We start from the raw sequence: 26,347 nt of genomic DNA, 5'->3' as shown, positions 1-26,347 counted from the left end.
ACTCTGCAAGCTTTTTTATTATGAGCGCTTCCGTTCAACAAGGCGTTTCGCTTTTTGCGTATTGGCAAAATGAAGTTTGGTGAACGTTCTGAGCGCACCTTCTCCCTTATTGATGATCAGCTTGGCGGCAGCTTCATCGACATGCGGCCCCGCGCCTTTCGGAATCGTCATCCCAGCCTCACGGGAAAGCTTATCCATTTCAATTAAGAAAGAATATCGCGCAATGATAGAGGCTGCGGCGACGGAAAGATGTATGCTTTCCGCTTTCGTGCTGAAAAACGTTTTTTCTTTTACGATATCCCGTCCGGAAAGATGCTTAAAATAAATGCCGGGCTCTGCGAATTGGTCAATCAGAATCGCTTCCGGTTTAACGCCGTTCATTTTTCTCAGCAGATTGGAAATCGCCTGATTATGAAGGAGCGCCTTCATTTTTCCTTGGCTCATGCCTTTTTCCTGCATCTGATTGTATTTTTCATTTTTTAACACAAGCAGGCTGTAAGGAATGGTTTTAATTAACAGTTTGGCGATTTCAATAATCTGCGGATCTTTTAAATCCTTCGAATCCTTCACACCGAGTTCTTTCATTAAAGAAAGCTTTGATTTGTCGGCGTAGGCGCAGGCAACCGTTATCGGCCCGAAGTAATCGCCTGTTCCGACTTCATCAGAGCCGATTACTGACATGGAGGCAATGCCCGCCGGGGGAGCGTAGAGCGGATCGGCCGCTTTTTTGACGGTTTTCTTTGCTTTCGGCGCCTCAGCCGTTCCCCAGCGGGCCGCTTCTGTGCCGGCGTTTTTTCCTTGAAAGAGAACCTTGCCCGAGCGGTAGGCTGTAATGGTACAGCCCGGAGGCTTGGCCTGGAAGACGGCGCCCTGCGGAACGGCGGGAGTAAGGGAGCCGGCATAGGATTGTTTCATTTGTTCCATAGCGGAAGCGGATACTTTTATAACAGAATGGGACACGATATAATCTCCTTTTTTGGCACTTTTCACTGTATATACCAGTGTATCATAACAGCCCGAGGCTCGTCTTTCCATTCAAACGATAATCGTGGTATGATAGGAACTAGGATTCTCGCGGAATGGAGGAGAAACGTTGTCTGACGGCAAAAAAACCAAAACGACAGTAAACATTTACGGCCAGCACTTCACCATTATCGGGGAAGAAAGCAAAGCGCACATGCGCCATGTGGCCGGAGTGGTTGATGATAAAATGAGAGAAATCAACGAGAAAAATCCATATCTTGATATAAATAAGCTCGCTGTATTGACTGCGGTCAATGTCGTGCATGATTATATGAAACTGCAAGAAAAATATGAAATACTGGAGCGGCAGCTTAAAGAAAAGGAATGAACACCATATGATAGATATCATCATCTTAGTTTTGCTCTTAATGGGCACATTGCTTGGATTAAAAAGAGGATTTATCCTCCAATTTATATATTTAACGAGTTTCATCCTCTCGATTGCGTTTGCGGCGCTTTTTTACAAAAATCTGGCCCCGCATCTGAGCTTTATACCCGCGCCTGATTTTTCCGGCGGGCAGGCGGCTCTGTCTTTTATTAAAGGAAACGTAGAGACGGCTTATTACAACGCGATCGCGTTTGTCATTTTGTTTATCATCGCAAAGATTCTGCTCCGGATTATCGGAGCGGCGCTTAATATCATCGCCAGCATTCCGGTTATTAAACAGATCAACAAACTGCTGGGCGGGGTGCTTGGGTTTCTGGAAGTCTATTTATTTGCGTTTATCCTGTTATACGTCGCATCCGTACTGCCGGTAAGCGCGCTTCAGGGTATGCTCGCACAATCGACGCTTGCAAATATCATCACACATCATACGCCGTATCTGTCAGGGCTCCTGCAAGAACTGTGGGCCCAGTACGGGGCATAAAAAACTTCTCTTGACCGGAGAAGTTTTTTTCAAGCTCTGCGTCAGTTGTGCCGGAGGAGAAAAATTTGTATGATGAAAAGCAGGAAACGACTGGGGGTTAACAGTATGCATAAAAAAGATATCATCAGGCTGCTTGAAACGATTGCGGTCTATATGGAACTGAAAGGGGACAACCCGTTTAAAATATCAGCCTTCCGAAAAGCGGCAGCGGCGCTTGAGCAGGATGACCGCAGCCTGTCGGAAATCGACGACATGATGTCTTTATCCGGAATCGGAAAAGGCACCTACGGCGTCATTCGTGAATATATGCAGGAAGGTGTGTCCGGCACGCTTCTCCAATTGCAGAAAGAAGTTCCGGAAGGCTTGGTTCCTCTTTTGAAGCTTCCGGGCCTCGGCGGCAAAAAAATCGCCAAGCTGTATCAGGAACTGGGCGTTCATGACGCGGAATCGCTGAAAGAAGCGTGCGAGCAGCAAAAAGTACAGGGGCTCGCCGGTTTCGGCAAAAAAACGGAGGAGAAAATCCTTCAGGCTCTCGGAGAAGCCGGAAAACAGCCGGAACGGTTTCCGATCGGCTATGCGCTCGGCATTGCTTCAGTAATTGAAGAACATTTAGCCCGGCTGACGGATATTCAGAAATATTCCCGGGCCGGCAGTCTCAGAAGAGCGCGGGAAACCGTAAAAGATCTGGATTACATTATCGCTACAGATCATCCGGAGGCTGTCAGAGAACAGCTTCTTTCCCTCCCGAACGTAAAAGACGTGATAGCGAGCGGGGATACAAAAGTATCAGTCATCCTGACCTTTGAATATGAGACGAGTGTGGATTTCCGGCTTGTGACAGAGGAACAGTTTGCCACCACACTGCATCATTTTACCGGTTCTAAAGATCACAACATTAAAATGCGCCAGCTGGCGAAAGAGCGCGGTGAACGGATCAGTGAATACGGAGTAGAAACCATAGAAACAGGAGACGTCAAAACATTCCCGAGCGAAGAAGCGTTTTACGCCCACTTCGGTCTGCCGTTTATTCCTCCTGAGCTCAGAGAAAGCGGGCAGGAGGTCGACACGTACCGGGAAGAAACGGACCTTGTGGAGCGAAAGGAGATAAAAGGCGATCTCCACATGCACTCAGCCTGGAGTGACGGCGCTTTTTCCATCAGAGAAATGGCAGAAGCGTGTATGGCAAAAGGCTATCAGTACATGGCGATCACCGACCATTCCCAGTATTTAAAGGTAGCCAACGGGTTAACGGCCGAACGGCTCAAAAAACAGGCGGAAGAAATTGACGCGTTAAATGCTGAATTTGAAAATTTTCATATTTTTAAAGGCGTAGAAATGGACATTCTCCCCGACGGTTCGCTCGATTATGATGACAGTGTTCTGTCTGAAATGGATCTTGTCATCGCATCTATTCATTCAAGCTTCAGCCAGCCGGAGCATGTCATTATGAAACGGCTTGAACAGGCGCTGACGAATAAGCACGTGGACATTATCGCTCACCCGACGGGCCGCCTGATCGGCAGACGGGCCGGCTATGAAGTCGACATCGACATGCTGATTGAACTCGCCGCCAAAACAAATACGGCGCTTGAACTGAATGCAAATCCCGCGCGCCTCGATTTACGGACTGAGCATCTGATCAAAGCAAATGAAAAAGGCGTGACTTTGGTCATTAATACAGATGCCCATAATATCGAGATGCTCGATGATATGAAAACGGGCGTGACCGCTGCGCGCAAAGGCTGGACGGAGACAAAACATGTGTTAAACGCCCGGCCGCTACACGAGGTCAAAGCATTTCTGACGCGCAATGATTAAGTAAGGAGGATCACAAAACCGTGCAGCAAAAAGTGTTATCATCACTTGAATTTCATAAAGTAAAAGAACAGATTACCGCACATGCCGCCTCATCGCTCGGCCGGGAGAAGCTTCTGCAGCTGAAACCTTTGACGGATCTCTCAGACATCCAAAAACAGCTGGATGAAGTCGAAGAAGCATCCGCGGTCATGCGCTTGAGAGGCCATGCTCCGTTCGGCGGCCTGACCGACATAAGATCCGCTTTACGGCGGGCGGAAATCGGCAGTGTGCTGACGCCGGCGGAATTTACCGAATTGTCCGGGCTGCTGTATGCCGTTAAACAAATGAAGCATTTTATCAGCCAAATGACAGAAGACGGCGTCGGCATTCCGCTGATACAGGCCCATGCAGAAGAGCTGATTACATTGGGCGATTTGGAAAGGGAGATTAACTCCTGCATTGATGACCATGGGGAAGTGCTTGATCATGCGTCTCCCGCTTTAAGGGGAATCCGCACGCAGCTCAGGACGCTTGAATCAAGAGTCAGAGACCGGCTTGAATCGATGCTGCGTTCATCTTCCGCTTCTAAAATGCTGTCTGACACCATCGTTACGATTCGGAATGACCGCTTTGTCATCCCGGTCAAACAGGAATACAGATCAAGCTACGGCGGAATTGTCCACGATACATCTTCATCCGGTGCGACACTGTTTATTGAACCGCAGGCGATCGTAGATATGAACAACTCGCTTCAGCAGGCGAAAGTAAAAGAAAAACAGGAAATCGAACGGATTCTCCGGATGCTGACGGAGCATACGGCTGAACACACACAAGAAATCGCTCAAAATGTGGAAGTGCTGCAGACACTGGATTTCATTTTCGCCAAAGCGAGATACGCAAAAGCGATGAAGGCGACAAAACCACTCATGAACGGAGACGGTTTTATCCGGCTGAAAAAAGCGCGCCATCCGCTGCTGCCCCAAGATCAAGTCGTGGCCAACGATATTGAACTGGGCGGAGATTACTCAACGATCGTTATCACGGGACCGAATACGGGCGGTAAAACCGTTACGTTAAAAACACTCGGGCTGCTGACGATAATGGCGCAGGCGGGATTGCACATACCGGCTGATGAGGGATCGGAAGCAGCCGTATTTGACAATGTGTTTGCCGATATCGGCGATGAACAGTCGATCGAACAAAGTCTGAGTACGTTCTCATCCCACATGGTCAATATCGTCAATATTTTAAAAGACGTGTCTGAAAACAGTCTTGTGCTGTTTGATGAACTCGGTGCCGGAACAGATCCGCAGGAAGGAGCGGCGCTTGCCATGAGTATCCTTGACGAAGTTCACCGGACAAACGCCAGAGTGCTTGCGACAACCCATTATCCGGAACTGAAAGCATACGGATATAACAGACAAGGCGTCATGAATGCCAGCGTTGAATTTGACATTGAAACGCTTTCGCCTACCTATAAGCTTCTGATCGGAGTGCCGGGCCGAAGCAACGCATTTGAAATCTCAAGACGCCTTGGGCTTCCGGAGCATATCATCGGCCAGGCGAAGTCAGAAATGACCGCCGAACATAACGAAGTCGATCTGATGATCGCATCGCTTGAAAAAAGCAAAAAAAGAGCGGATGAAGAGCTTTCTGAAACCGAATCAATCAGAAAAGAAGCAGAAAAACTGCACAAAGAGCTTCAGCAGCAAATCATTGAGCTGAACGCCCAAAAAGATAAAATGATGGAAGAAGCCGAGCAGAAAGCTGCGGAAAAACTGGAAGCCGCCGCAAATGAAGCAGAACAGATTATCCGCGAGCTCAGGTCCATCAAGCAAGAACACAGATCCTTTAAGGAACACGAGCTGATTGACGCCAAAAAACGTCTCGGAGACGCGATGCCGGCTTTTGAAAAATCAAAGCAGCCGGAAAGAAAGACAGAGAAAAAACGCGAGCTGAAGCCGGGCGACGAAGTAAAGGTGCTCACATTCGGACAAAAAGGGGCGCTGCTTGAGAAAACCGGCGAGAAAGAATGGAACGTCCAAATCGGCATCCTCAAAATGAAGGTGAAGGAAAAAGATCTTGAGTTTCTCAAGTCCGCTCCTGAACCGAAAAAAGAAAAAGCAATCACCGCCGTAAAAGGGAAGGATTATCACGTATCCCTTGAACTTGACCTCAGGGGAGAGCGTTACGAAAACGCCCTCAGCCGCGTCGAAAAATATTTAGATGACGCGGTGCTTGCCGGCTATCCGAGAGTGTCCATTATTCACGGAAAAGGCACGGGCGCCCTCCGAAAAGGGGTGCAGGATCTTCTGAAAAACCACCGCAGCGTGAAAAGCTCGCGGTTCGGGGAAGCGGGAGAAGGAGGATCAGGCGTAACGATTGTCGAACTAAAATAAAAAGGGAGTAAACGTCATGAATGCTTTTTGGGAAAATGAGCTTGTTGAAATCGCGGCTTATTACAGTGTAGCCGTCTTGTGTCTCGTCATTTTTCTGACCGTGTTTGAATTGGTGACATCCTATAAAAACTGGGTGGAAATCCAAAAAGGCAATCTTGCGGTGGCAATGGCGACCGGAGGGAAAATTCTCGGTATCGCAAATGTCTTTCAGCACAGCATCGCCCAGCATAATTCGCTTTTGCAAATGATCGGCTGGGGCGTATACGGATTTATTATGCTTTTAATCAGCTATTTTATCTTTGAATTTCTGACGCCCCGGTTTAAAATTGATAAAGAAATTGAAAAAGATAACAGAGCTGTCGGCTTTATTTCATTTGTCATCTCAGTCGGCCTGTCATTCGTGGTGGCCGCCGGGATTTAAGGGGACGGGGAAAAATGGAGAAGCTTGCGAAAGTGCTGCTGTCGGCAGCGGGAATTTTTCTGTTCATCGGACTTATTTATCTGGTCATGACATCTTAATACTGAAAAAAGGCTGCCGAACTAAAATCGGCGGCCTTTTTTATTGAGAATACCAGTTTATGCAGGCCGTATCAGAGCAAATGACGGCTTCCCAACTCATGGCGCGGATGACAGACGGTATGTCTTGATCTTCCATAAGAAAGAGTGTCGTAAAAGAATCATATATGCTCATAAAAGCGGCGCGCCGTTTTTCGTCGGCAATGATCATGTCAGCCCGCAGCAGTCCGCATACATCCGAAGCCGCCGTTTGATTGAGTGAAATTATGCCTTTCTCTTCGACCGGCTCATAATAAGTGCAGCGCTTTATGCCTTTTGAACGGAACACATCCAAAAGTCCCGGAATTAAAAATGGTGAAGTGACATCATCGCTCGGCAAGTACAGATCGGGATGAAGCCGATTAAACAGCCTGGCGGATTCAGGATGTGCATATTCCTCCCGCAGTGCCGTGACAGCAGTCATAAGCGCAAGCGCCGTCTCTTTTTCAGAGCGCAATCCGCAAACGGTCATGACGGTTTGCCAGGAAACGGGTCTGCCCATCGCGATGATCTCCTCATCACTCGGATAAATATGTTCATAAGGCCGTTTGCGCTTTTGCTCTTCCCACCCATCAGGCATCCGGACAAAGGGATGGAGCAAAAAGGCGGCCGACGTAAACGGCTTCGGCAGCTGGCCCAGGATAGGAACTCCCTCTTCAAAATGCAGCGTTTCCAGCAAGCTCAACACCTCCTGAAACTCGAAATTTCACATGAAACGCTTTCCAATTCCAATCACCCTTCTGCTATAATAATAGCGTATAGGAAAACAGAAGGGAGAGGTATTATGCAGTCTGAAAAGCCATGGCTTTCTCAATATCCCGAAGAGATTCCGCATGAGCTTGAATTTACTGATCAAACCCTGCCAGCCAATCTGACAAACTCCGCAGCTCAATTCCCGAACCATACCGCCATTTATTTTCTCGGAAAAAAACTCACATTCCAGGACGTTCTCACAGATTCGTTAAAGCTAGCCGCTTTTTTACGCAAAACAGGCCTGAAAAAAGGTGACAGAGCCGCCATTATGCTGCCCAATTGTCCGCAGTCGGTCATCGCTTTTTACGGTGTATTGTTTGCCGGCGGCATTGTCGTTCAGACCAATCCTCTCTACACGGAACACGAGCTTGAGTATCAGCTGAAAGACAGTGCGCCGCGCGTGATCATCACCCTTGATATGCTGTTTCCGAAGGTGATAAAAATGAAAACGTTATCACTCGTCGAACGCATTATTACAACGAGTATAAAAGATTTTTTGCCGTTTCCGAAAAATATGCTGTATACACTCACGCAAAAACAACAGGTTCATATTGATTATGACGGATGCGAACAAATTCACAAATTAGCGGATATTTTAAAAAACGAAAAAGCGGAGGAAGCGGAGCCATTTGATATTGACCCTGCACATGACATCGCCGTGCTTCAATACACGGGCGGAACAACCGGCTATCCGAAAGGCGTCATGCTCACACACCGGAACATTCAGGCCAATACAGAAATGTGCGCCGCCTGGATGTACAAAATGAAAAAGGGAGCCGAAAAGGTGCTCGGCATCGTGCCTTTTTTTCATGTGTACGGATTGACCGCCGTGCTCAATTTTTCCATTATGCAGGGATGTGAAATGATCCTTCTTCCCAAATTCAATCCTTTGGATACCCTGAAAACAATCGACAGGCTGAAGCCGACGGTTTTTCCCGGGGCGCCGACGATTTACATCGGGCTGTTGCATCACCCGGAGCTGAATAAGTATGATTTGTCCTCCATTGAAAGCTGTCCGAGCGGTTCAGCGGCGCTGCCGGTTGAGGTCAAACAGAAATTTGAAAAAGTGACCGGAGGAAAGCTTGTGGAAGGCTACGGATTATCCGAAGCATCACCGGTTACCCATTCAAACTTCATTTGGGGAAAAAATAAACCCGGCAGCATCGGCTGTCCCTGGCCCAATACCGATGCCGGAATCTATTCAGAAGAAAAAGGCGGGCTTGCGGGGCCGTATGAGCACGGCGAGCTGATCGTAAAAGGCCCTCAGATCATGAAAGGATACTGGGATAAGCAGGAGGAGACGGCGCGTGTCATCAGAGACGGCTGGCTGTTTACCGGAGATATGGGATATATGGATGAGGAAGGATTTTTCTACATCGCCGACAGGAAAAAAGACATCATCATTGCCGGCGGATACAACATTTACCCCCGGGAGGTGGAGGAGGCGCTTTATGAGCATGAAGCCGTTCAGGAAATCGTCGTAGCGGGCGTCCCTGATTCCTACAGAGGGGAAACGGTGAAAGCATTTATCGTTTTGAAAAAAGGCGCCGAGGCAGATGCCGATGAGCTTGATGCGTTTGCAAGAGAGCGGCTTGCGCCGTACAAAGTCCCGAAGCTTTACGAATTCAGAAAAGAGCTTCCGAAAACGGCCGTCGGAAAAATATTAAGAAGGCGTTTAGTCGAAGAGGAAGATGCTTCCCGTGAAAACAAGGTGCCTTAAAAGAAAAACTTGACAAAATCCGGATTCCTTTTTATCATGAAGTTATGAATGAATAGTCATTCATTTATCGAAGGAAGGAACGATGACATTGAACCAAAAACGGCCAAAGTATATGCAGATTATTGATGCAGCAGTAGAAGTCATAGCGGAAAACGGCTATCACCAATCACAGGTGTCCAAAATCGCCAAGCAGGCCGGCGTTGCGGACGGCACCATCTATTTATATTTCAAAAACAAAGAGGATATACTCATTTCTCTTTTTAAAGAAAAGATGGGCCAGTTCATTGAACGCATGGAAGAAGAAGTGAAAGAAAAAACGACGGCAAAAGAAAAACTCGCCCTCGTTATTAAGCAGCATTTCACACTGCTCGGCAATGACCGCCACCTCGCGATTGTGACCCAGCTTGAGCTCAGACAGTCAAATATCAAGCTGCGCCTGAAAATCAATGATATTTTAAAAGGTTATTTAAACATGCTGGACACCATTTTGACCGAAGGAATCAAGTCGGGGGAATGGAAAGACAATCTCGACGTCCGCCTCGCCCGGCAGATGATATTCGGGACGATAGATGAAACAGTGACAACATGGGTGATGAACGATCAGAAATATGATCTTCCGGATTTGTCAGACAAGGTATTGGAGCTGTTGGTGTCAGGAATTCATCAAAACTAAAGGGGGTTGACGGATGAACAGCCTTTCGATGGCGGTAGAACAATCTGTTGCGGTGATCACCATTAATCATCAGCCGGCCAACGCGCTGTCCGGTGCGGTTTTAGACGAGTTGTCCGGTCTGTTCGACCGGTGTGAAACAGATGACAGCGTCAGAAGCATCATCATTCGCGGTGAGGGGAAATTTTTCTCGGCGGGCGCCGATATAAAGGAATTTACGTCGCTTGAAAATCTTGAGCAATCTTCTGCCATGGCGGATAAAGGCCAGCAGCTGATGGAAAGAATTGAAGGGTTTCCGAAGCCCGTTATCGCAGCGATTCACGGCGCTGCGCTCGGAGGCGGTCTTGAGCTAGCCATGGCCTGCCATATCAGAATCGCTACATTAGATGCAAAGCTCGGCCTGCCCGAGCTGAATCTCGGCATTATTCCGGGCTTTGCCGGGACGCAGCGGCTTCCCCGGTACGTCGGTACGGCGAAAGCGCTTGAAATGATCGGCACTTCAGAACCTGTGTCCGGAGAAGAAGCGCTCAGCCTCGGGCTTGTCACGATAGGCGCCGAACATGAGGAAGAGCTGCTGAAAAAGGCGAAAACGCTCGCGGGCAAGTTTGCGGAAAAAAGCCCGCAGTCGATGGCTTCTCTGCTTGAGCTCCTTTATTCAAATAAGATCTATTCTTATGACGGCGGCTTAAAGCTTGAAGCAAAGCGTTTTGGGGAAGCATTTGCATCAGATGACGCAAAAGAAGGCATTCAGGCATTTCTCGAAAAAAGAAAGCCTCAATTCGGTGGGCGAAGATAAAGGGGATAAGATTATGAATCTATTTGTACTGATGAAACGGACGTTTGACACAGAAGAGAAAATCGTCATTGAAGCAGGAAAGATTCAGGAGGACGGGGCCGAATTTATCATTAATCCGTATGATGAATACGCCATTGAAGAAGCCATTCAGCTGAAGGAAGAGCACGGCGGAACCGTTACCGCCGTAACCGTCGGCGGAGAAGATGCGGAGAAAGAACTGAGAACCGCCCTAGCGATGGGCTGTGACCAGGCGGTGTTAATCAATATTGAAGATGATCTGAGCGATCCTGACCAATACTCCATTTCAACTATCTTATATCATTATTTCAAGGACCGGGAATATGATCTGATTCTCGGCGGAAATGTCGCGATTGACGGCGGTTCAGGCCAAGTGGCTCCAAGGCTTGCCGAACTGCTGAACATTCCTTGCGTCACAACGATCACAAAACTGACAATCAGCGGCGATGAAGCTGTGGCAGAGAAAGACAATGAAGGGGATACCGAAATCATTAAAACCTCACTTCCTTTAGTCATCACGGCACAGCAAGGCTTAAACGAGCCGCGCTATCCGTCGCTTCCGGGCATTATGAAGGCGAAGAAAAAACCGCTGGAAGAACTTGAGCTCGATGACCTCGACATTGATGAAGATGATGCCGCACCGAAGCTCAAAACGATCGAACGTTTTCTGCCGCCGCAAAAAGAAGCGGGCAGACTGATCGAAGGAGAAGCCGCTGAGCAGGCGAAAGAGCTTGTGTCACTGCTGAGAAAAGAAGCCAAAGTCGTATAAACCGATATTAAAGAAACTGGGGGATGTCAGAATGGGAAAAAAAGTGATCGTACTCGGAGAAATTCGTGACGGCGCCTTACGGAACGTCACCTTTGAAGCCATAGCCGCAGGCAAAACCATTTCCGGCGGAGGAGATGTCATCGGCGTGCTGATGGGAAAAGGCGCGGCTGATGCAGCACCAGAACTCATTCAGTACGGCGCCGACAAAGTATTTACGGCCGATTCGCCGGGGCTTTCTCAGTATACGGCGGACGGATATGCCGCGGTTCTCGGGGATCTGATCGAAAATGAAAAGCCTGATGCGGTTATTTTCGGCCACACTTCTATGGGAAAAGATTTGTCACCTAAGCTTGCGGCCCGGTTTGAAACGGGGCTGATTTCAGACAGCACGGATGTAAGCGTTACCGGAGACAACATCGTTTTTACAAGACCGATCTATTCCGGCAAAGCCTTTGAACAGGTGATTTCAACCGATCCTTTCATTTTGGCGACGATTCGTCCGAATAATATTCAGGCATTAGAAAAAGACGCGAGCCGGACGGGTGATATCGAAGAGCTTGCGGCGCCTCCGGCAGATTTGCGGACGGTCATTGAAGAAGTAGTCAAAAAAACGGCGGACGGCGTGGATTTATCAGAAGCGAAAATTATCGTAGCAGGCGGCCGCGGTGTAAAAAGCAAAGATGGATTTGAACCGTTAAAAGAACTTGCCGACGTGCTCGGAGCAGCGGTGGGCGCTTCACGCGGCGCGTGTGACGCGGACTATTGCGATTATTCCCTTCAAATCGGCCAGACGGGAAAAGTCGTCACGCCGGATTTGTATATCGCCTGCGGAATTTCCGGAGCGATTCAGCACTTGGCGGGCATGTCAAACAGTAAGGTCATTGTTGCCATTAACAAAGACCCGGAAGCGGAAATATTTAAAATAGCGGACTACGGAATTGTCGGCGATTTGTTCGAAGTGGTTCCGCTTCTGACGCAGGAATTTAAAAATGCCAATATTCATTCATAATCATAAACCCTCTGGCTTATTTGTCAGAGGGTTTTAATTTGTGTTAATTGGTTCGTACAAATTAAAGATTGATAAAATAAGAGATTGACATGTACGAACCAATATAATAAGCTTTTGTAAAGCGCTTACAAACTTATCCATTCAGCATACATCCCAGATACATAGATCGGCTGTAGTGCTTTCATTCTTATTAAGGGAAAGGAATGATTAAGTTTGTCTCACAATACGGCAGTCATTCAAACTGATATCACGCGGGGAACCATTAATAAAAACATATACGGACATTTCGCGGAACACCTGGGAAGAGGCATATATGAGGGCATCTGGGTCGGAAAAGATTCCGATATTCCGAATACCGGCGGGGTCAGGACGGATGTCGCCGCCGCCCTCAAACAGCTTCAGATTCCCGTCCTCAGATGGCCGGGCGGCTGCTTTGCAGATGAATACCATTGGGCAAACGGCGTAGGGAAACGCAAAACCATGCTGAATACCCATTGGGGCGGGACAATTGATTCCAATGAATTCGGCACGCACGAGTTTATGATGCTTTGTGAACTGCTCGGCTGCGAACCGTACATCGCCGGAAACGTCGGCAGCGGAACGGTTAAAGAAATGGCTGATTGGATTGAATACATGACGTTTGAAGCGGGCACGCCGATGTCCGACTGGAGAAAAGAAAACGGGCGGGAAAAACCGTGGAAGCTGACATATTTCGGAATAGGAAATGAGAACTGGGGCTGCGGCGGAAACATGCATCCTGAGTATTATGCTGATCTTTACAGAAACTTTCAAACCTATGTCCGCAATTACAGCGGTAATGAAATCTATAAAATTGCCGGCGGCGCGAATGTCGACGATTACCGCTGGACCGAGATCTTAATGAAAAAAGCCGCTGATCTCATGGACGGGTTGAGCCTGCATTATTACACAATACCGGGCGATTTCTGGAAGGGGAAAGGATCAGCGACGGAGTTTACGGAAGATGAATGGTTCATCACGATGAAAAAAGCGGCTCATATGGATGTATTGATCACAAGGCACAGCGCCATCATGGATCAGTACGATCCCGAAAAAAGAGTCGGGCTGATCATTGATGAATGGGGCACGTGGCTTGATCCTGAGCCAGGCACGAATCCGGGCTTTCTGTATCAGCAGAATACGATCCGCGACGCCCTTGTGGCCGCGACGCATTTCCACATTTTTCATCAGCATGCAGACCGCGTACAGATGGCCAATATCGCGCAAACCGTCAACGTGCTTCAGGCAATGATCCTGACAGAAGGGAAAGATATGCTGCTGACGCCGACGTATCATGTGTTTGATATGTTTAAGGTGCATCAGGACGCTTCTCTTTTGGCGACAGAAACAAAAGCAGCCGGGTACGAATGGAATGACGGCCGGCTCCCGCAAGTCAGCATTTCAGCGTCCAAACAGCAAAACGGAGACATACATATCAGCCTTTGCAATATCGATCATCTGCACAAAGCTGATGTGAAGATTGAACTGCGGGGTATGAAAAAGGCAGGGAAGCCTTCGGGAACGATTCTGCACGCGGAAAAAATGAATGCCCATAATACGTTCAGCAGTCCGGAAAACGTCAAACCGAAGCCGTTTTCCGGGTTTTCTCAAAAGGGCGGAAAACTTGAGGCGGAGCTTCCTCCGATGGCGGTTGTACTAATCACGCTGCCTGCGAATCCATCTTAAGTTTTGAACGCCTGCCGCCCGGTTATAATACACTGTATAAATAAGATTATTTCCGGCGGGTTCGGGAGAAAATAATATAAGCATTAAATTAGCATGAACGAATGGGAGATGCTATACTAAAAATCATCATTTGACAATTGGAGGAATAACAAATGGCTATCGTAAAAGCAACTGATCAATCGTTCTCAGCTGAAACAAGTGAAGGTGTCGTATTGGCTGATTTCTGGGCTCCTTGGTGCGGACCTTGTAAAATGATCGCGCCCGTTCTTGAAGAGCTTGATCAAGAAATGGGAGACAAACTGAAAATCGTCAAAATCGACGTGGATGAAAACCAAGAAACTGCCGGTAAATACGGCGTCATGAGCATCCCGACACTTCTCGTGCTAAAAGACGGAGAAGTCGTTGAAACATCTGTCGGTTTCAAACCGAAAGAAGCTCTTGAAGAGCTTGTAAACAAACATCTGTAAGCCGAAAGCTTCCGTTACGGCAGGGCGATTCCTTTGAAAGGGAATCGCCTTTTTTGATCTTCCAAAAGCTGAGAATGGAGAAAAACAAATGTTCGTGATACACTGAATGGACACGAGAAATGAATGTAAGGAAGGGTAACGTATGAATAAACAACTGAAAGAAAAACTGGCCCTCCTTCCCGATCAGCCGGGCTGTTATTTAATGAAAGACCGCCAAAAAACAGTCATCTACGTGGGGAAAGCGAAAGTCTTGAAAAACAGGGTGCGGTCTTATTTCACCGGTTCTCACGACGCAAAAACCCAACGGCTTGTGACGGAGATTGAGGACTTTGAATATATCGTGACTTCCTCCAATCTTGAAGCGCTTATTTTGGAAATGAATCTGATTAAAAAATACGATCCGAAATACAATGTCATGCTGAAAGATGATAAAACCTATCCCTTTATTAAAATCACCCATGAACGCCATCCGCGGCTGATTGTCACCCGGAATGTCAAAAAAGACAAAGGACGCTATTTCGGCCCGTATCCGAATGTGCAGGCGGCGCGGGAAACGAAAAAACTGCTGGACCGCCTTTACCCGCTCAGGAAATGCTCAAAGCTTCCGGACCGCGTCTGTCTCTATTATCATCTCGGACAATGCCTCGCCCCATGTGTAAAGGATATATCTGAGGAGACAAACCGCGAGATTGTTGAAGACATTACCCGTTTTTTAAAGGGAGGGCATAACGAAATCAAAAAAGAGCTCGAAGCGAAAATGGCAGAAGCGGCGGAAAAGCTTGAATTTGAACGGGCTAAAGAATTCCGCGACCAGCTTGCTCACATCGAATCGACGATGGAGAAGCAAAAAATGACCATGAATGACCTTCTGGACCGCGATGTGTTTGCATATGCCTATGATAAAGGCTGGATGTGCGTCCAAGTCTTTTTTATACGCCAAGGAAAACTGATCGAACGCGATGTCAGCATGTTTCCGATGTATCAGGAAGCGGATGAAGAATTTCTGACCTTCATCGGCCAGTTCTACTCTAAAAACAATCACTTTCTGCCTAAGGAAATTCTGGTGCCTGACAGCGTTGACAGGGACATGATCACCGAGCTGTTGGAAACCGCCGTGCATCAGCCGAAAAAAGGCCCGAAAAAAGAGCTGCTTTTGCTTGCGCACAAAAATGCGAAAATCGCTCTGCGGGAAAAATTCTCGTTAATCGAGCGGGATGAGGAACGGTCAATCGGTGCAGCCGAACGGCTCGGCGAAGCGCTGAATATTTATACGCCGCATCGGATTGAAGCGTTTGACAACTCCAATATTCAAGGCACAAACCCCGTATCGGCCATGATTGTCTTTATTGACGGAAAACCGAATAAAAAGGAATACCGCAAATATAAAATTAAAACCGTAACAGGGCCGGATGATTACGGCTCAATGAGGGAAGTCGTCAGAAGAAGATACACGAGGGTGCTTCGCGAAAATCTTCCGCTGCCGGATTTAATCATCATTGACGGCGGAAAAGGGCAGATTAACGCGGCGCGCGACGTGCTCGAGAATGAGCTCAGCCTTGATGTCCCGGTAGCGGGATTGGCGAAAGATGATAAACACCGAACATCCAACCTTTTGATCGGCGACCCGCTTGAACCGGTGTTTCTGGAGCGGAACAGCCAAGAGTTTTACCTGCTTCAGCGCATTCAGGACGAAGTTCACCGTTTTGCGATCAGCTTTCACAGACAGATCCGGGGAAAAAGCGTCTTTCAATCCGTTCTGGATGATATCCCCGGAATCGGCGAAAAACGCAAAAAAATGCTCTTAAAACATTTCGGATCTGTCAAAAAGATGAAGGAAGCAAGCCTTGACGATATCAAAAAAGCGGGTGTGCCGGCCGCGGCGGCCCAGCTGCTGTTTGAAAAATTAAAAAAATAGTATTGTGCTTTTCTGAAAAATCTGCTAGAATGTGAACTAATTTCATAAGATCGTGTTATATGGTGAAGATAGAGGTGCGAACTTCAATAGTAAGCCTTTGGAGAATGATGGATTCTGCGAAAAAGGCTGAAAGGGGAGCGTCGCCGAAGTGTATCACATCCCATCGGTGTGATTTGCTGGCCTTGCATTAAATAAATGTAAGGCTGTCAAGAATTCATTTTCTTGGAGGGCTATCTCGTTGTTCATAATCAATCGTAATGATATGAAAAAGCAATGAGAGCTATTCCTCTCATTGCTTTTTTTATTGTGGACAAAACGCTCTTTTCTCCTCACCCGCACGAACCAAAATGTAAAGGGTGGTCTAGTATGGGTCTTATCGTACAAAAATTCGGAGGCACTTCCGTCGGCTCTGCCGAAAAAATTCAAAATGCCGCAAATCGCGCCATTGCTGAAAAGCAAAAAGGCCATGATGTCGTAGTCGTCGTTTCGGCAATGGGAAAATCAACCGACGCGCTCGTTAACCTCGCGGCTGAAATCACATCTGAACCAAGCAGACGCGAGATGGATATGCTTTTGTCTACGGGAGAGCAGGTCACGATTTCGCTTTTGGCCATGGCGCTTCAGGAAAAAGGATATGACGCCGTCTCTTATACGGGCTGGCAGGCGGGTGTCCGCACGGAAGCCGTTCACGGCAATGCGAGAATTACGGATATTGATATCACGGCGATTCGTTCGCAGCTTGCAGAAGGCAGGATTACAGTCGTTGCCGGTTTTCAGGGCGTAACGGAAGACGGAGGCATCACGACGCTCGGACGGGGCGGTTCCGATACGACGGCGGTCGCTCTTGCCGCAGCGCTGGAAGCGGATAAATGCGACATTTATACAGATGTTCCGGGCGTATTTACGACAGATCCGCGGTATGTCCGGTCAGCGAGAAAACTGGCGGGAATTTCTTATGATGAAATGCTGGAGCTTGCAAATCTGGGAGCGGGTGTTCTTCACCCGCGGGCGGTTGAGTTCGCGAAAAACTACCAAGTGCCTTTAGAAGTGCGGTCAAGCACGGAACATGAAGCGGGAACATTAATTGAGGAGGAATCATCAATGGAGCAGAATTTAATCGTCAGAGGAATTGCATTTGAAGACCAGATCACGAGGGTGTCCGTTACAGGCCTTGCAAGCGGATTGACAACACTTTCAACAATCTTCACCGCGCTGGCAAAACGAAACATCAACGTTGACATTATTATTCAGACACAGTCGGACGATGGGGAAGCGGATATTTCTTTCTCAGTGAAAACGGAAGATGCCGCGCAAACGGTCGCCGTGCTTGAAGAATATAAAAACGCGCTTGACTATGAAAAAATTGAAACCGAAAGAAAACTGGCGAAAGTCTCTATTGTCGGGTCGGGCATGGTTTCAAATCCCGGCGTCGCCGCGGACATGTTTGCCGTACTGGCGGAAAAAAATGTACAAGTCAAAATGGTGAGCACATCTGAAATAAAAGTATCAGCGGTTGTCAGCGAAAATGATATGGTGAAAGCGGTCGAAGCGCTTCATGATGCGTTTGAGCTTTCTAAACAGCCGTCTGCCGTGTAAACGGGCAGGCAAAAAGGCGGGACTTGGAGTCACCGCCTTTTTTCAATTATACAGGGTCCTTCATATCCCATTTTACAGTCAGGACGACTTTATCCGCTCTCTTTTTTACCTGTTCATAAGATTCTGCAATCTGATCGTTCATCAATTGAATCTGTTCGGCTATAAAACCGGCTTCAAGCTGAAAACAAGGCTCTTTCTGATGTTTGAGCCTGCTGGATACGAGCGGTCCTTCCAGTTCAAATTCCAGTTCTTGTTTTTTTGATCCTGCGTTTGTCAAAGTTCCCCAGCCGGCTTTTTCAAAAAAGGCGGGGATTTCTTCCCACGATTGAAGAGGAAATTTGCGGGCGAGGCGTTTTCCCGCCCAATACATCATCGATGAATGCTCCGGGCCGAGGATATCCGGAAGCACGATTTCCCGGATTAATTCGTAGCCGTATGCGCTGACGTCGAGTTCAGTTAAAGGTTCTAAAGCTGCTTCATAATTATTCTTCATATTATGTATTCCCCTCTCTCCTTCGTTTATTATAGCTTAAACAGGGGGGAGGATTACAGGATGATCCTATAAAACACGCGAAAAAATGTGAGAAAGATATCGCAGGAAAATAAAATTTTCCCTCCAGATAATCAATTCCGAAAATTATAATTTATGTACACGTTTTCTTGACGCCCTTTTGAGGGAGGAGTAAAATGAAATTGTCAATAAATTTTAATAAAGTGCTTACAATTGAAACGAAGTGGGGGCAGAGATTTTAGTACATTTCGCACTTAAATCAAACAGGGGGTAAAGTAATGTCTGGGAACAGAGAGTTTTATTTTCGAAGATTGCATTCCTTGCTCGGTGTTATTCCGGTCGGCATCTTTTTGATCCAGCATTTAGTCGTCAACCAATTTGCCGCAAGGGGAGCGGATGCGTTTAACAAGGCGGCCGGCTTTATGGACAGTCTGCCGTTCAGGTATGCGTTAGAAATTTTTATTATTTTCTTACCTTTAATTTATCATGCGGTTTACGGTGTGTACATAGCATTTACTGCGAAAAACAACGCTGGCCACTACAGTTATTTCAGAAACTGGATGTTTGTGCTTCAGCGTGTCACTGGTATTCTCACCCTTATTTTCGTCAGCTGGCATGTGTGGCAGACGCGGATTGCCGCGCAGATGGGCGCTGAAGTCAACTTCGATATGATGGCGAATATTTTGAGCTCGCCGTTTATGCTCGGTTTTTACATTGTAGGCGTTTTATCGGTCATTTTTCACTTTTCAAACGGCTTATGGTCTTTTGCGGTCACATGGGGGATCACGGTCACGCCGCGTTCTCAAAGAATTTCGACTTACGTGACGCTGATTATATTTTTAGCGCTTTCATACGTAGGTTTAAAAGCGATTTTTGCGTTTGTGTAAGAGAACTAGATTACTAGAGGGAGAGGGGCTATCATGAGTCAATCAAGCATTATCGTAGTCGGCGGGGGTCTTGCCGGCCTCATGGCGACAATTAAAGCAGCGGAATCAGGCACGGCCGTTAAATTGTTTTCCATCGTTCCGGTCAAACGCTCTCACTCGGTCTGCGCGCAGGGCGGGATAAACGGAGCTGTCAACACAAAAGGGGAAGGAGACTCTCCGTTTGAGCATTTTGATGACACGGTATACGGAGGCGACTTTTTGGCAAACCAGCCTCCTGTAAAAGCGATGTGTGAAGCGGCGCCGTCCATTATCCACTTATTGGACCGCATGGGGGTTATGTTTAACAGAACGCCGGAAGGGCTCTTGGACTTCCGCCGTTTCGGGGGTACACAGCATCACAGAACCGCATACGCGGGAGCGACGACGGGTCAGCAGCTTCTTTACGCACTGGACGAGCAGGTGCGCAGATATGAAGTGGCGGGTCTCGTCACAAAATATGAAGGCTGGGAATTCCTCGGCGCCGTTCTTGACGATGAGCGCACGTGCCGCGGTATCGTAGCCCAAAATCTGACCAATATGCAAATCGAGTCATTCCGTTCTGACGCCGTTATTATGGCGACGGGAGGTCCCGGAATCGTATTCGGAAAATCAACAAACAGCATGATCAACACGGGATCTGCCGCATCAATCGTCTATCAGCAGGGCGCTTATTATGCAAACGGCGAATTTATCCAAATTCACCCGACAGCAATCCCGGGGGACGATAAACTGCGTCTGATGAGTGAATCGGCGCGCGGCGAGGGCGGAAGAGTCTGGACGTATAAAGACGGAAAACCTTGGTACTTCCTTGAGGAAAAATATCCGGCTTACGGAAACCTCGTGCCGCGGGATATTGCGACACGTGAAATCTTTGACGTGTGCGTGAATCAGAAACTCGGCATCAACGGAGAAAACATGGTGTATCTCGATCTGTCGCACAAAGATCCGAAAGAGCTTGACGTTAAGCTTGGCGGCATTATCGAAATCTATGAAAAATTCATGGGCGATGACCCGCGCAAGCTTCCGATGAAAATTTTCCCTGCCGTTCACTATTCAATGGGCGGACTGTGGGTTGATTATGATCAGATGACAAGCATCCGCGGACTGTTCGCAGCGGGAGAATGTGATTATTCAATGCACGGAGGAAACCGTTTAGGGGCGAACTCTCTGCTTTCCGCCATCTACGGAGGAATGGTGGCCGGACCGAATGCGGTGAAATATGTTTCCGGACTTGAAACATCAGCGGAAGACCTGTCTTCTTCATTATTTGATTCCTATGTGAAAAAAGAAGAAGAAAAATGGGCCGATATCATGAAGATGGACGGCGACGAAAATGCCTACGTGCTTCACCGTGAGCTCGGAGAATGGATGACGGCCAACGTCACGGTGGTCCGCCACAACGACAAGCTTTTGAAAACGGATGACAAGATCCAAGAGCTGATGGAACGCTTTAAGAAAATCAATATCAACGATACGACAAAATGGAGCAACCAAGGCGCGATGTTCACCCGCCAGTTCTCCAATATGCTTCAGCTTGCCAGAGTCATCACGCTCGGCGCATATAACCGAAATGAAAGCCGGGGAGCGCACTATAAACCGGATTTCCCTGAAAGAAATGACGATGAGTGGCTCAAAACGACGATGGCGAAACATGCCGGTCCGTTTGAAGCTCCGGAATTTGAATATCAGGATGTCGATGTATCACTGATTGCGCCCCGTAAACGCGACTACTCGAAGAAGAAGGTGGCGAAATAATCATGAGTGAGAAAAAGATACGGTTTATCATTACACGTCAGGATACGCCCGAAAGCGCGCCATACGATGAAGAATTCGAAATCAATTACCGCCCGAATCTGAACGTGATTTCCGCCCTGATGGAAATCCGCAGAAATCCCGTGAATGCAAAAGGAGAGAAAACCACTCCGGTCGCATGGGACATGAACTGTCTTGAAGAAGTATGCGGCGCCTGCTCCATGGTCATCAACGGGAGACCGCGCCAGTCATGTACGGCGCTGATTGATAAGCTGGAACAGCCGATCCGTCTGAAGCCGATGAAAACATTCCCGGTTGTCCGTGACCTTCAGGTTGACCGCAGCAGAATGTTTGATTCACTGAAAAAAGTGAAAGCATGGGTGCCGATTGACGGAACTTACGATTTGGGGCCGGGGCCGAGAATGCCGGAAAAACGCCGCCAGTGGGCATATGAATTATCTAAATGCATGACATGCGGCGTCTGCCTCGAAGCCTGCCCGAACGTCAACAGCAAGTCGAAATTCATGGGGCCTGCCCCGATGTCGCAAGTCCGTCTGTTTAACGCCCATCCTACGGGCGCGATGAACAAAGCAGAACGTTTAGAAGCGTTAATGACAGACGGCGGCCTCGGAGATTGCGGGAATTCACAAAACTGTGTTCAATCCTGCCCGAAAGGCATTCCGCTTACGACTTCAATCGCCGCTTTGAACAGAGATACCAATTTACAAGCATTCCGTAATTTCTTCGGAAGCGACAGAGTATAAGAAAGAGAAAAAGAGCCTCTTCCGCACGGGAGAGGTTTTTTTATAAGGAGCTGAAGGTGATGAAACAGCCGCAATATATTGATATCCCGTTTGAAGAATGGAGACAGTCGTTTTCTTTCTTTACTGAAGTATCGGTTCGTTTTTCAGAAACGGATATGTTCGGCCATATGAATAATGTAACCCCTTTCATCTATTTTGAAGAAGCGCGGATCGCTTATTTTAAACAGCGAGGCATAACGGCGCAAAACTCGAAAACGATGACGGTCGTCGCAAGCCAGCAGTGCGACTATATGCGTCAGGTGATGCCGTATGAAAATCTGCGGATTTATGTGAAAGCAAGCGCTGCCGGAAATGCGTCCGTCACCCTTCATTACCTTGGAGAAAATGAGTCGGGCCTGCCGTGCTTTACAGGTTCCGTCGTTATGGTTCAAGTGTCGAAGAAAAGCGGCAAAGCGGTCAGCTGGACGGAGCGGGAGAAAGGCATTCTGCTCGCCTGAACGGATAACTATTTCTCTAAGAGACGTCACCTCCGAAGCGCCCTTTACATATGATATCTTGACTATATAAACCCATTCGTTTCAGATTCGCTCTCACCTTAGCAAGGAGGGTTACAATACTTGAAGGAGAAAGATTTTCAATCAAAGCCGCTGCTGACCAAAAGAGAAAGAGAAGTATTCGAATTGCTCGTTCAAGACAAGACAACAAAGGAAATTGCAAGCGAGCTATTTATCAGTGAAAAAACTGTACGGAATCACATTTCAAATGCCATGCAGAAGTTAGGTGTGAAAGGGCGTTCGCAAGCTGTTGTCGAGCTTCTTAGAATGGGTGAGCTAGAGCTCTGATTCTTGCCGGTTTTCCTTCTTTTCGAGAAGGAGCCGGTTATTTGCGTTGGCGCCCGGGCTGATGGGCATGCGGTGAAAATCCCGGTTTTTCCTTTTTCTCCGTCAGTCTTGCATTTTCTTAAAAAAAGAAGGAAAATAGACACGGAGCGCATAGCCCAGAAAGATCCTTGAGTGAGGGATGGACAAATGACATCAAAATCTGTAGAGCATGTTGCGGATATCGAAAAATCACTCCGCCATATCGCTGCGATCATTAAACAAAAAGGAAGAGAAATCCTTAACCAATATGCAATTACACCGCCGCAATTCGTGGGGCTTCAATGGCTTTATGAATTGGGGGATATGACAATAGGCGAATTATCAGGCAAAATGTATTTGGCTTGCAGCACGACGACGGATCTGATAGACCGCATGGAAAAAAATAAGCTTGTCGAGCGGGTGAAAGACCCGGCTGACAGACGGGTCGTCAGAATTCATCTTCTCGCTGAAGGAGAGCGCATTATCCAAGAAGTGATTTTGAAAAGACAGGCTTATTTGCGGGATATGTTTGCGACATTTTCCGAAGAAGAAACAGCCGCTTTCGAAAAATCATTATTGAAACTGCAGCATGAAATGAAAAGAAAATGAGGCGATTTTGTTGGAACAGCCGATAGGAGTCATTGATTCCGGGGTTGGCGGGTTAACCGTTGCTAAGGAAATCATGAGACAGCTACCGAAGGAAAATATCATCTATGTGGGAGATACAAAACGCTGCCCGTACGGCCCGCGTCCTGAAGAAGAAGTTCTTCAATATACGTGGGAAATGACCGATTACCTGCTGGAAAACCACCATATCAAAATGCTCGTGATCGCCTGCAATACGGCCACGGCCATTGCCTTGGAGGATATTCAGCGCAAAACGGATATTCCGGTTGTCGGTGTCATTCAGCCGGGTGCGAGAACGGCGATAAAGGTCACGAAAAACCAGCATATCGGCGTCATCGGCACGGTCAATACCATTAAAAGCAGAGCGTATGAGCAGGCGCTGCTCGGGTTAAACGCAGAACTTCAAGTTGAGAACACGGCTTGTCCGCTGCTCGTGCCGTTTGTGGAAAGCGGACGGTTTCTTCAGGAATCAGCGGAGGAAGCGGTTGAAGCATCGCTTGAGCCTTTAAAAGGTACATCAATTGACACCTTGATTTTAGGATGTACGCATTATCCGATTTTAAAAGATCCGATTCAGAACTATATGGGAGAGCATGTGAAAATCATTTCCTCCGGAGACGAGACGGCGAGAGAAGTGAGCACCATCTTGTCTTATAAAGGTTTGTTAAACCAATCGAAACATGCACCGGAGCATCAATTTCTTACAACGGGAGAGCGGAACGGCTTCGCAAAAATTGCCGAAGACTGGTTCGGCCACGAAATCGGCCATGTCGAGTGCATCTCCCTTCAAGAGCCGGTCAGAAAATAAATCAAAAAAACCCGCTGTTTACGGCGGGTTTTTTTGCGCTTCCCGGTCTATTTCCCGGACAGGGCTCGTATACATCATAGTACAAACAGCCTTAGGAGGGAAAAGTATGCTGAAAAAAGGACCTGCAGTCATTGCTGCAACATGTCTTACTTCGGCTTTTGTGTTATCTGGATGCGGTTTGTTTCAATCCGATAAAACAGCCGGGGAAATTGACCCGCCTCAAGACATTTCATATGTAAAGGATGAAGCGGGAATTCAGGCAAAACCAAAGCAGTCAGAGAAAAACGGCACTTCTAAAGCCGACCAGCCGGCCAATACAGTCATGAGAGAGCTGTATCTGATTGATAAAAACGGCTATGTCGCAGCACAGACACTGCCTCTTCCGAACAGTGAGGGAACCGCAAAGCAGGCCCTTGAGTATTTGGTTCAGGGAGGGCCTGTGTCAGAAATCCTGCCGAACGGCTTCAGAGCGGTGCTCCCTGCGGATACGACGGTAAATGTCGATATTAAAAAAGACGGCACTGCCGTCGCTGATTTTTCGAAGGAATTTAAAAACTATAAAAAAGAAGACGAACAAAAAATCCTGCAATCGATTACATGGACGCTTACCCAATTCAGCTCAATAGATAAAGTCAAAATCAGAATCAACGGGCACGAGCTGAAAGAAATGCCTGTGGGCGGCACGCCGATTACGGGCGACTTAAGCAGAAAAGACGGGATTAATATTGAAACGGCCGGAGTGAATGATCTGACAGACACCCATCCGCTGACTGTCTATTATCTGGCGGAAACAGAGACGAGCGAATACTACGTGCCTGTCACAAAGCGGATTGACAATTCGGAAACAAATGACATCACCGCTGCCGTTGAACAGCTCGTCGACGGACCGGGCAAAGCAAGCGGGCTTTTGACGGACTTTAATAACGATGTTAAGCTTCTCGGCAAGCCGAAAGTAAAAGACGGCCAAGTTACACTGGACTTTAACAGCTCCATTTACGGAAGCGCCGACGAAAAAACAAAAATGGTATCATCGGGCGTATTGGACAGCATCGTTCTCACATTAACCGAACAGCCGTCGATTAAAAGTGTTTCTATAAAAGTAAACGGAAAATCAGAACTGGTAAATGAAAAAGGAGAATCCCTTTCAAAACCTGTTTCGAGGCCGTCACAAGTGAATACGGGTAGTTTTTAATTTGCGATTTTTGATATACTAGTAAAAAAGAGGTTAGCGTTCCGGCTGCCTCTTTCTTTATTCACAATCCGGAACAAAAGGTTTATGTACATATAATCGGAGGTAAAATATGAGACACGACGGAAGACAGCACGATGAGCTGCGCCCTATCACATTTGATTTGGATTTTATCACTCACCCGGAAGGCTCTGTTTTAATTACAGCGGGAAATACGAAGGTCATCTGTAATGCATCTGTGGAAGACCGGGTGCCGCCATTTTTACGCGGCGGAGGAAAAGGCTGGATCACAGCGGAATACAGCATGCTTCCCCGCGCGACGAATCAAAGAACGATAAGAGAATCTTCAAAAGGAAAGGTCTCCGGCAGAACGATGGAAATTCAGCGGCTGATCGGGCGCGCGCTCCGGGCCGTCGTTGATTTGGAGAAGCTCGGCGAACGGACGATCTGGATCGACTGTGACGTCATTCAAGCTGACGGCGGAACAAGAACGGCTTCCATTACCGGCGCCTTCTTGGCAATGGCCATTGCGATCGGCAAACTCGTAAAAAGCGGCGTTATCAAAACCTCTCCTGTGACAGATTATCTCGCGGCCATTTCTGTCGGGATGGATAAAGAAGAAGGCCTTCTTTTGGATCTGAATTATGAAGAGGATTCGGCGGCTGAAGTCGACATGAATATTATCATGACGGGAAGCGGACGTTTTGTAGAGCTTCAAGGGACGGGCGAAGAAGCCACATTCTCCCGTGAAGATTTAAACGGACTGTTAAGCCTTGCCGAAAAAGGAATCCAGACGCTTATTCAAAAGCAAAAAGAAGTGCTGGGAGAAACATTGCCTGAACTGAAATAA

The 26,347-nt window shown here is 47.6% G+C and carries 26 protein-coding genes and 1 riboswitch; of the genes, 23 read left to right on the top strand and 3 right to left on the bottom strand.

The annotated features are described in order from the left end of the window. Positions 1 to 18 precede the first annotated feature (18 nt). Positions 19 to 960, bottom strand: coding sequence for a ribonuclease HIII (gene rnhC / locus NQS30_RS06295; protein ID WP_007408113.1), 942 nt, complete (start codon positions 958 to 960; stop codon positions 19 to 21). 133 nt (positions 961 to 1,093) lie between these two features. On the opposite strand from rnhC, the gene zapA reads away from it, so the two are divergent. The 5 genes from zapA (at position 1,094) to NQS30_RS06270 (ending at position 6,509) form a co-directional block, all read left to right on the top strand. Continuing rightward, positions 1,094 to 1,351, top strand: coding sequence for a cell division protein ZapA (gene zapA, locus NQS30_RS06290; protein WP_007408114.1), 258 nt, complete (start codon positions 1,094 to 1,096; stop codon positions 1,349 to 1,351). A gap of 7 nt (positions 1,352 to 1,358) precedes the next feature. Further along, on the top strand, positions 1,359 to 1,892 hold the full coding sequence (locus NQS30_RS06285; protein WP_025285079.1) for a CvpA family protein: 534 nt from the start codon (positions 1,359 to 1,361) through the stop codon (positions 1,890 to 1,892). Positions 1,893 to 1,997: 105 nt separating this feature from the next. After that, positions 1,998 to 3,710 (top strand): DNA polymerase/3'-5' exonuclease PolX, encoded by a 1,713-nt coding sequence (polX, locus tag NQS30_RS06280; protein ID WP_218791313.1) that lies wholly within the window; start codon positions 1,998 to 2,000, stop codon positions 3,708 to 3,710. Positions 3,711 to 3,730: 20 nt separating this feature from the next. Then, positions 3,731 to 6,088, top strand: a complete 2,358-nt coding sequence (locus NQS30_RS06275; protein WP_015240335.1) for an endonuclease MutS2 — start codon at positions 3,731 to 3,733, stop codon at positions 6,086 to 6,088. Between the two features lie 16 nt (positions 6,089 to 6,104). After that, positions 6,105 to 6,509 (top strand): DUF350 domain-containing protein, encoded by a 405-nt coding sequence (locus tag NQS30_RS06270; RefSeq protein ID WP_003152541.1) that lies wholly within the window; start codon positions 6,105 to 6,107, stop codon positions 6,507 to 6,509. Positions 6,510 to 6,647: 138 nt separating this feature from the next. On the opposite strand, the gene NQS30_RS06265 is transcribed toward NQS30_RS06270, so the two are convergent. Next, positions 6,648 to 7,322: a DUF2711 family protein gene (locus tag NQS30_RS06265; RefSeq protein WP_218791312.1), complete on the bottom strand. Its 675-nt coding sequence runs from the start codon at positions 7,320 to 7,322 to the stop codon at positions 6,648 to 6,650. A gap of 105 nt (positions 7,323 to 7,427) precedes the next feature. Here NQS30_RS06265 and NQS30_RS06260 point away from each other — a divergent pair, with 105 nt between their 5' ends. The 9 genes from NQS30_RS06260 to NQS30_RS06220 all read left to right on the top strand — a co-directional run bounded on the left by NQS30_RS06260 (position 7,428) and on the right by NQS30_RS06220 (position 18,060). Next, complete coding sequence (locus NQS30_RS06260; RefSeq protein ID WP_218791311.1) at positions 7,428 to 9,116, top strand: AMP-binding protein; 1,689 nt, start codon at positions 7,428 to 7,430, stop codon at positions 9,114 to 9,116. Positions 9,117 to 9,204: 88 nt separating this feature from the next. After that, positions 9,205 to 9,789: a fatty acid metabolism transcriptional regulator FadR gene (locus tag NQS30_RS06255; protein WP_007408119.1), complete on the top strand. Its 585-nt coding sequence runs from the start codon at positions 9,205 to 9,207 to the stop codon at positions 9,787 to 9,789. A 13-nt stretch (positions 9,790 to 9,802) separates the two neighbouring features. Further along, entirely contained in the window at positions 9,803 to 10,582 is a 780-nt protein-coding gene (locus tag NQS30_RS06250) for an enoyl-CoA hydratase (RefSeq protein ID WP_015240332.1), read from the top strand. A gap of 13 nt (positions 10,583 to 10,595) precedes the next feature. Continuing rightward, positions 10,596 to 11,369 carry an electron transfer flavoprotein subunit beta/FixA family protein gene (locus NQS30_RS06245; RefSeq protein WP_007408121.1) on the top strand — a complete coding sequence of 258 codons (774 nt, stop codon included), beginning with the start codon at positions 10,596 to 10,598 and terminating at the stop codon, positions 11,367 to 11,369. A gap of 31 nt (positions 11,370 to 11,400) precedes the next feature. Next, entirely contained in the window at positions 11,401 to 12,378 is a 978-nt protein-coding gene (locus NQS30_RS06240) for an electron transfer flavoprotein subunit alpha/FixB family protein (RefSeq protein ID WP_015240331.1), read from the top strand. A 213-nt stretch (positions 12,379 to 12,591) separates the two neighbouring features. Continuing rightward, complete coding sequence (locus NQS30_RS06235) at positions 12,592 to 14,082, top strand: alpha-N-arabinofuranosidase (RefSeq protein ID WP_167340809.1); 1,491 nt, start codon at positions 12,592 to 12,594, stop codon at positions 14,080 to 14,082. A 152-nt stretch (positions 14,083 to 14,234) separates the two neighbouring features. Beyond that, on the top strand, positions 14,235 to 14,549 hold the full coding sequence (trxA, locus tag NQS30_RS06230; protein WP_003152560.1) for a thioredoxin: 315 nt from the start codon (positions 14,235 to 14,237) through the stop codon (positions 14,547 to 14,549). A 142-nt stretch (positions 14,550 to 14,691) separates the two neighbouring features. Then, the gene (gene uvrC / locus NQS30_RS06225; RefSeq protein WP_160242188.1) at positions 14,692 to 16,464 is read left to right on the top strand and encodes an excinuclease ABC subunit UvrC; all 1,773 of its coding nucleotides are present in this window, start codon (positions 14,692 to 14,694) and stop codon (positions 16,462 to 16,464) included. Positions 16,465 to 16,525: 61 nt separating this feature from the next. Further along, positions 16,526 to 16,705, top strand: a riboswitch (Lysine riboswitch). A 125-nt stretch (positions 16,706 to 16,830) separates the two neighbouring features. Further along, entirely contained in the window at positions 16,831 to 18,060 is a 1,230-nt protein-coding gene (locus NQS30_RS06220) for an aspartate kinase (protein WP_025285071.1), read from the top strand. Between the two features lie 46 nt (positions 18,061 to 18,106). On the opposite strand, the gene NQS30_RS06215 is transcribed toward NQS30_RS06220, so the two are convergent. Further along, positions 18,107 to 18,553 carry a YslB family protein gene (locus NQS30_RS06215; RefSeq protein WP_007612940.1) on the bottom strand — a complete coding sequence of 149 codons (447 nt, stop codon included), beginning with the start codon at positions 18,551 to 18,553 and terminating at the stop codon, positions 18,107 to 18,109. Positions 18,554 to 18,849: 296 nt separating this feature from the next. Here NQS30_RS06215 and sdhC point away from each other — a divergent pair, with 296 nt between their 5' ends. The 9 genes from sdhC to rph all read left to right on the top strand — a co-directional run bounded on the left by sdhC (position 18,850) and on the right by rph (position 26,347). Beyond that, positions 18,850 to 19,458 carry a succinate dehydrogenase cytochrome B558 gene (sdhC, locus tag NQS30_RS06210; RefSeq protein ID WP_003152571.1) on the top strand — a complete coding sequence of 203 codons (609 nt, stop codon included), beginning with the start codon at positions 18,850 to 18,852 and terminating at the stop codon, positions 19,456 to 19,458. Positions 19,459 to 19,491: 33 nt separating this feature from the next. Next, positions 19,492 to 21,252: a succinate dehydrogenase flavoprotein subunit gene (gene sdhA, locus NQS30_RS06205; protein ID WP_003152573.1), complete on the top strand. Its 1,761-nt coding sequence runs from the start codon at positions 19,492 to 19,494 to the stop codon at positions 21,250 to 21,252. Between the two features lie 2 nt (positions 21,253 to 21,254). Next, positions 21,255 to 22,013, top strand: a complete 759-nt coding sequence (gene sdhB / locus NQS30_RS06200; RefSeq protein WP_003152575.1) for a succinate dehydrogenase iron-sulfur subunit — start codon at positions 21,255 to 21,257, stop codon at positions 22,011 to 22,013. A 59-nt stretch (positions 22,014 to 22,072) separates the two neighbouring features. Then, on the top strand, positions 22,073 to 22,510 hold the full coding sequence (locus NQS30_RS06195; RefSeq protein ID WP_218791310.1) for an acyl-CoA thioesterase: 438 nt from the start codon (positions 22,073 to 22,075) through the stop codon (positions 22,508 to 22,510). A 120-nt stretch (positions 22,511 to 22,630) separates the two neighbouring features. After that, entirely contained in the window at positions 22,631 to 22,855 is a 225-nt protein-coding gene (gerE, locus tag NQS30_RS06190) for a spore germination transcription factor GerE (RefSeq protein ID WP_003152579.1), read from the top strand. 186 nt (positions 22,856 to 23,041) lie between these two features. Further along, positions 23,042 to 23,482, top strand: a complete 441-nt coding sequence (locus tag NQS30_RS06185; RefSeq protein ID WP_003152580.1) for a MarR family winged helix-turn-helix transcriptional regulator — start codon at positions 23,042 to 23,044, stop codon at positions 23,480 to 23,482. A 7-nt stretch (positions 23,483 to 23,489) separates the two neighbouring features. Further along, on the top strand, positions 23,490 to 24,308 hold the full coding sequence (gene racE / locus NQS30_RS06180; protein ID WP_012118125.1) for a glutamate racemase: 819 nt from the start codon (positions 23,490 to 23,492) through the stop codon (positions 24,306 to 24,308). 106 nt (positions 24,309 to 24,414) lie between these two features. Then, the gene (locus NQS30_RS06175) at positions 24,415 to 25,500 is read left to right on the top strand and encodes a GerMN domain-containing protein (RefSeq protein WP_015240325.1); all 1,086 of its coding nucleotides are present in this window, start codon (positions 24,415 to 24,417) and stop codon (positions 25,498 to 25,500) included. 109 nt (positions 25,501 to 25,609) lie between these two features. Further along, a complete protein-coding gene (gene rph / locus NQS30_RS06170) occupies positions 25,610 to 26,347 on the top strand; it encodes a ribonuclease PH (protein ID WP_007612934.1) in 738 nt (245 codons plus the stop codon).

The organism is Bacillus sp. B1(2022), assembly GCF_040259625.1.
Classification (GTDB): domain Bacteria; phylum Bacillota; class Bacilli; order Bacillales; family Bacillaceae; genus Bacillus; species Bacillus velezensis.
Note: the sequence above shows the minus strand (reverse complement) of the source record. Positions and strands in the feature narration are given on the sequence as shown.

Coding starts and splice junctions, on each gene's coding strand:
- sdhB (WP_003152575.1), top strand. CDS start 21,255: ATGAGTGAGAAAAAGATACGGTTTATCATTACACGTCAGGATACGCCC.
- NQS30_RS06250 (WP_015240332.1), top strand. CDS start 9,803: ATGAACAGCCTTTCGATGGCGGTAGAACAATCTGTTGCGGTGATCACC.
- NQS30_RS06270 (WP_003152541.1), top strand. CDS start 6,105: ATGAATGCTTTTTGGGAAAATGAGCTTGTTGAAATCGCGGCTTATTAC.
- NQS30_RS06215 (WP_007612940.1), bottom strand. CDS start 18,553: ATGAAGAATAATTATGAAGCAGCTTTAGAACCTTTAACTGAACTCGAC.
- NQS30_RS06220 (WP_025285071.1), top strand. CDS start 16,831: ATGGGTCTTATCGTACAAAAATTCGGAGGCACTTCCGTCGGCTCTGCC.
- trxA (WP_003152560.1), top strand. CDS start 14,235: ATGGCTATCGTAAAAGCAACTGATCAATCGTTCTCAGCTGAAACAAGT.
- NQS30_RS06185 (WP_003152580.1), top strand. CDS start 23,042: ATGACATCAAAATCTGTAGAGCATGTTGCGGATATCGAAAAATCACTC.
- NQS30_RS06240 (WP_015240331.1), top strand. CDS start 11,401: ATGGGAAAAAAAGTGATCGTACTCGGAGAAATTCGTGACGGCGCCTTA.
- polX (WP_218791313.1), top strand. CDS start 1,998: ATGCATAAAAAAGATATCATCAGGCTGCTTGAAACGATTGCGGTCTAT.
- NQS30_RS06245 (WP_007408121.1), top strand. CDS start 10,596: ATGAATCTATTTGTACTGATGAAACGGACGTTTGACACAGAAGAGAAA.
- rph (WP_007612934.1), top strand. CDS start 25,610: ATGAGACACGACGGAAGACAGCACGATGAGCTGCGCCCTATCACATTT.
- sdhC (WP_003152571.1), top strand. CDS start 18,850: ATGTCTGGGAACAGAGAGTTTTATTTTCGAAGATTGCATTCCTTGCTC.
- NQS30_RS06260 (WP_218791311.1), top strand. CDS start 7,428: ATGCAGTCTGAAAAGCCATGGCTTTCTCAATATCCCGAAGAGATTCCG.
- NQS30_RS06195 (WP_218791310.1), top strand. CDS start 22,073: ATGAAACAGCCGCAATATATTGATATCCCGTTTGAAGAATGGAGACAG.
- sdhA (WP_003152573.1), top strand. CDS start 19,492: ATGAGTCAATCAAGCATTATCGTAGTCGGCGGGGGTCTTGCCGGCCTC.
- NQS30_RS06285 (WP_025285079.1), top strand. CDS start 1,359: ATGATAGATATCATCATCTTAGTTTTGCTCTTAATGGGCACATTGCTT.
- NQS30_RS06175 (WP_015240325.1), top strand. CDS start 24,415: ATGCTGAAAAAAGGACCTGCAGTCATTGCTGCAACATGTCTTACTTCG.
- uvrC (WP_160242188.1), top strand. CDS start 14,692: ATGAATAAACAACTGAAAGAAAAACTGGCCCTCCTTCCCGATCAGCCG.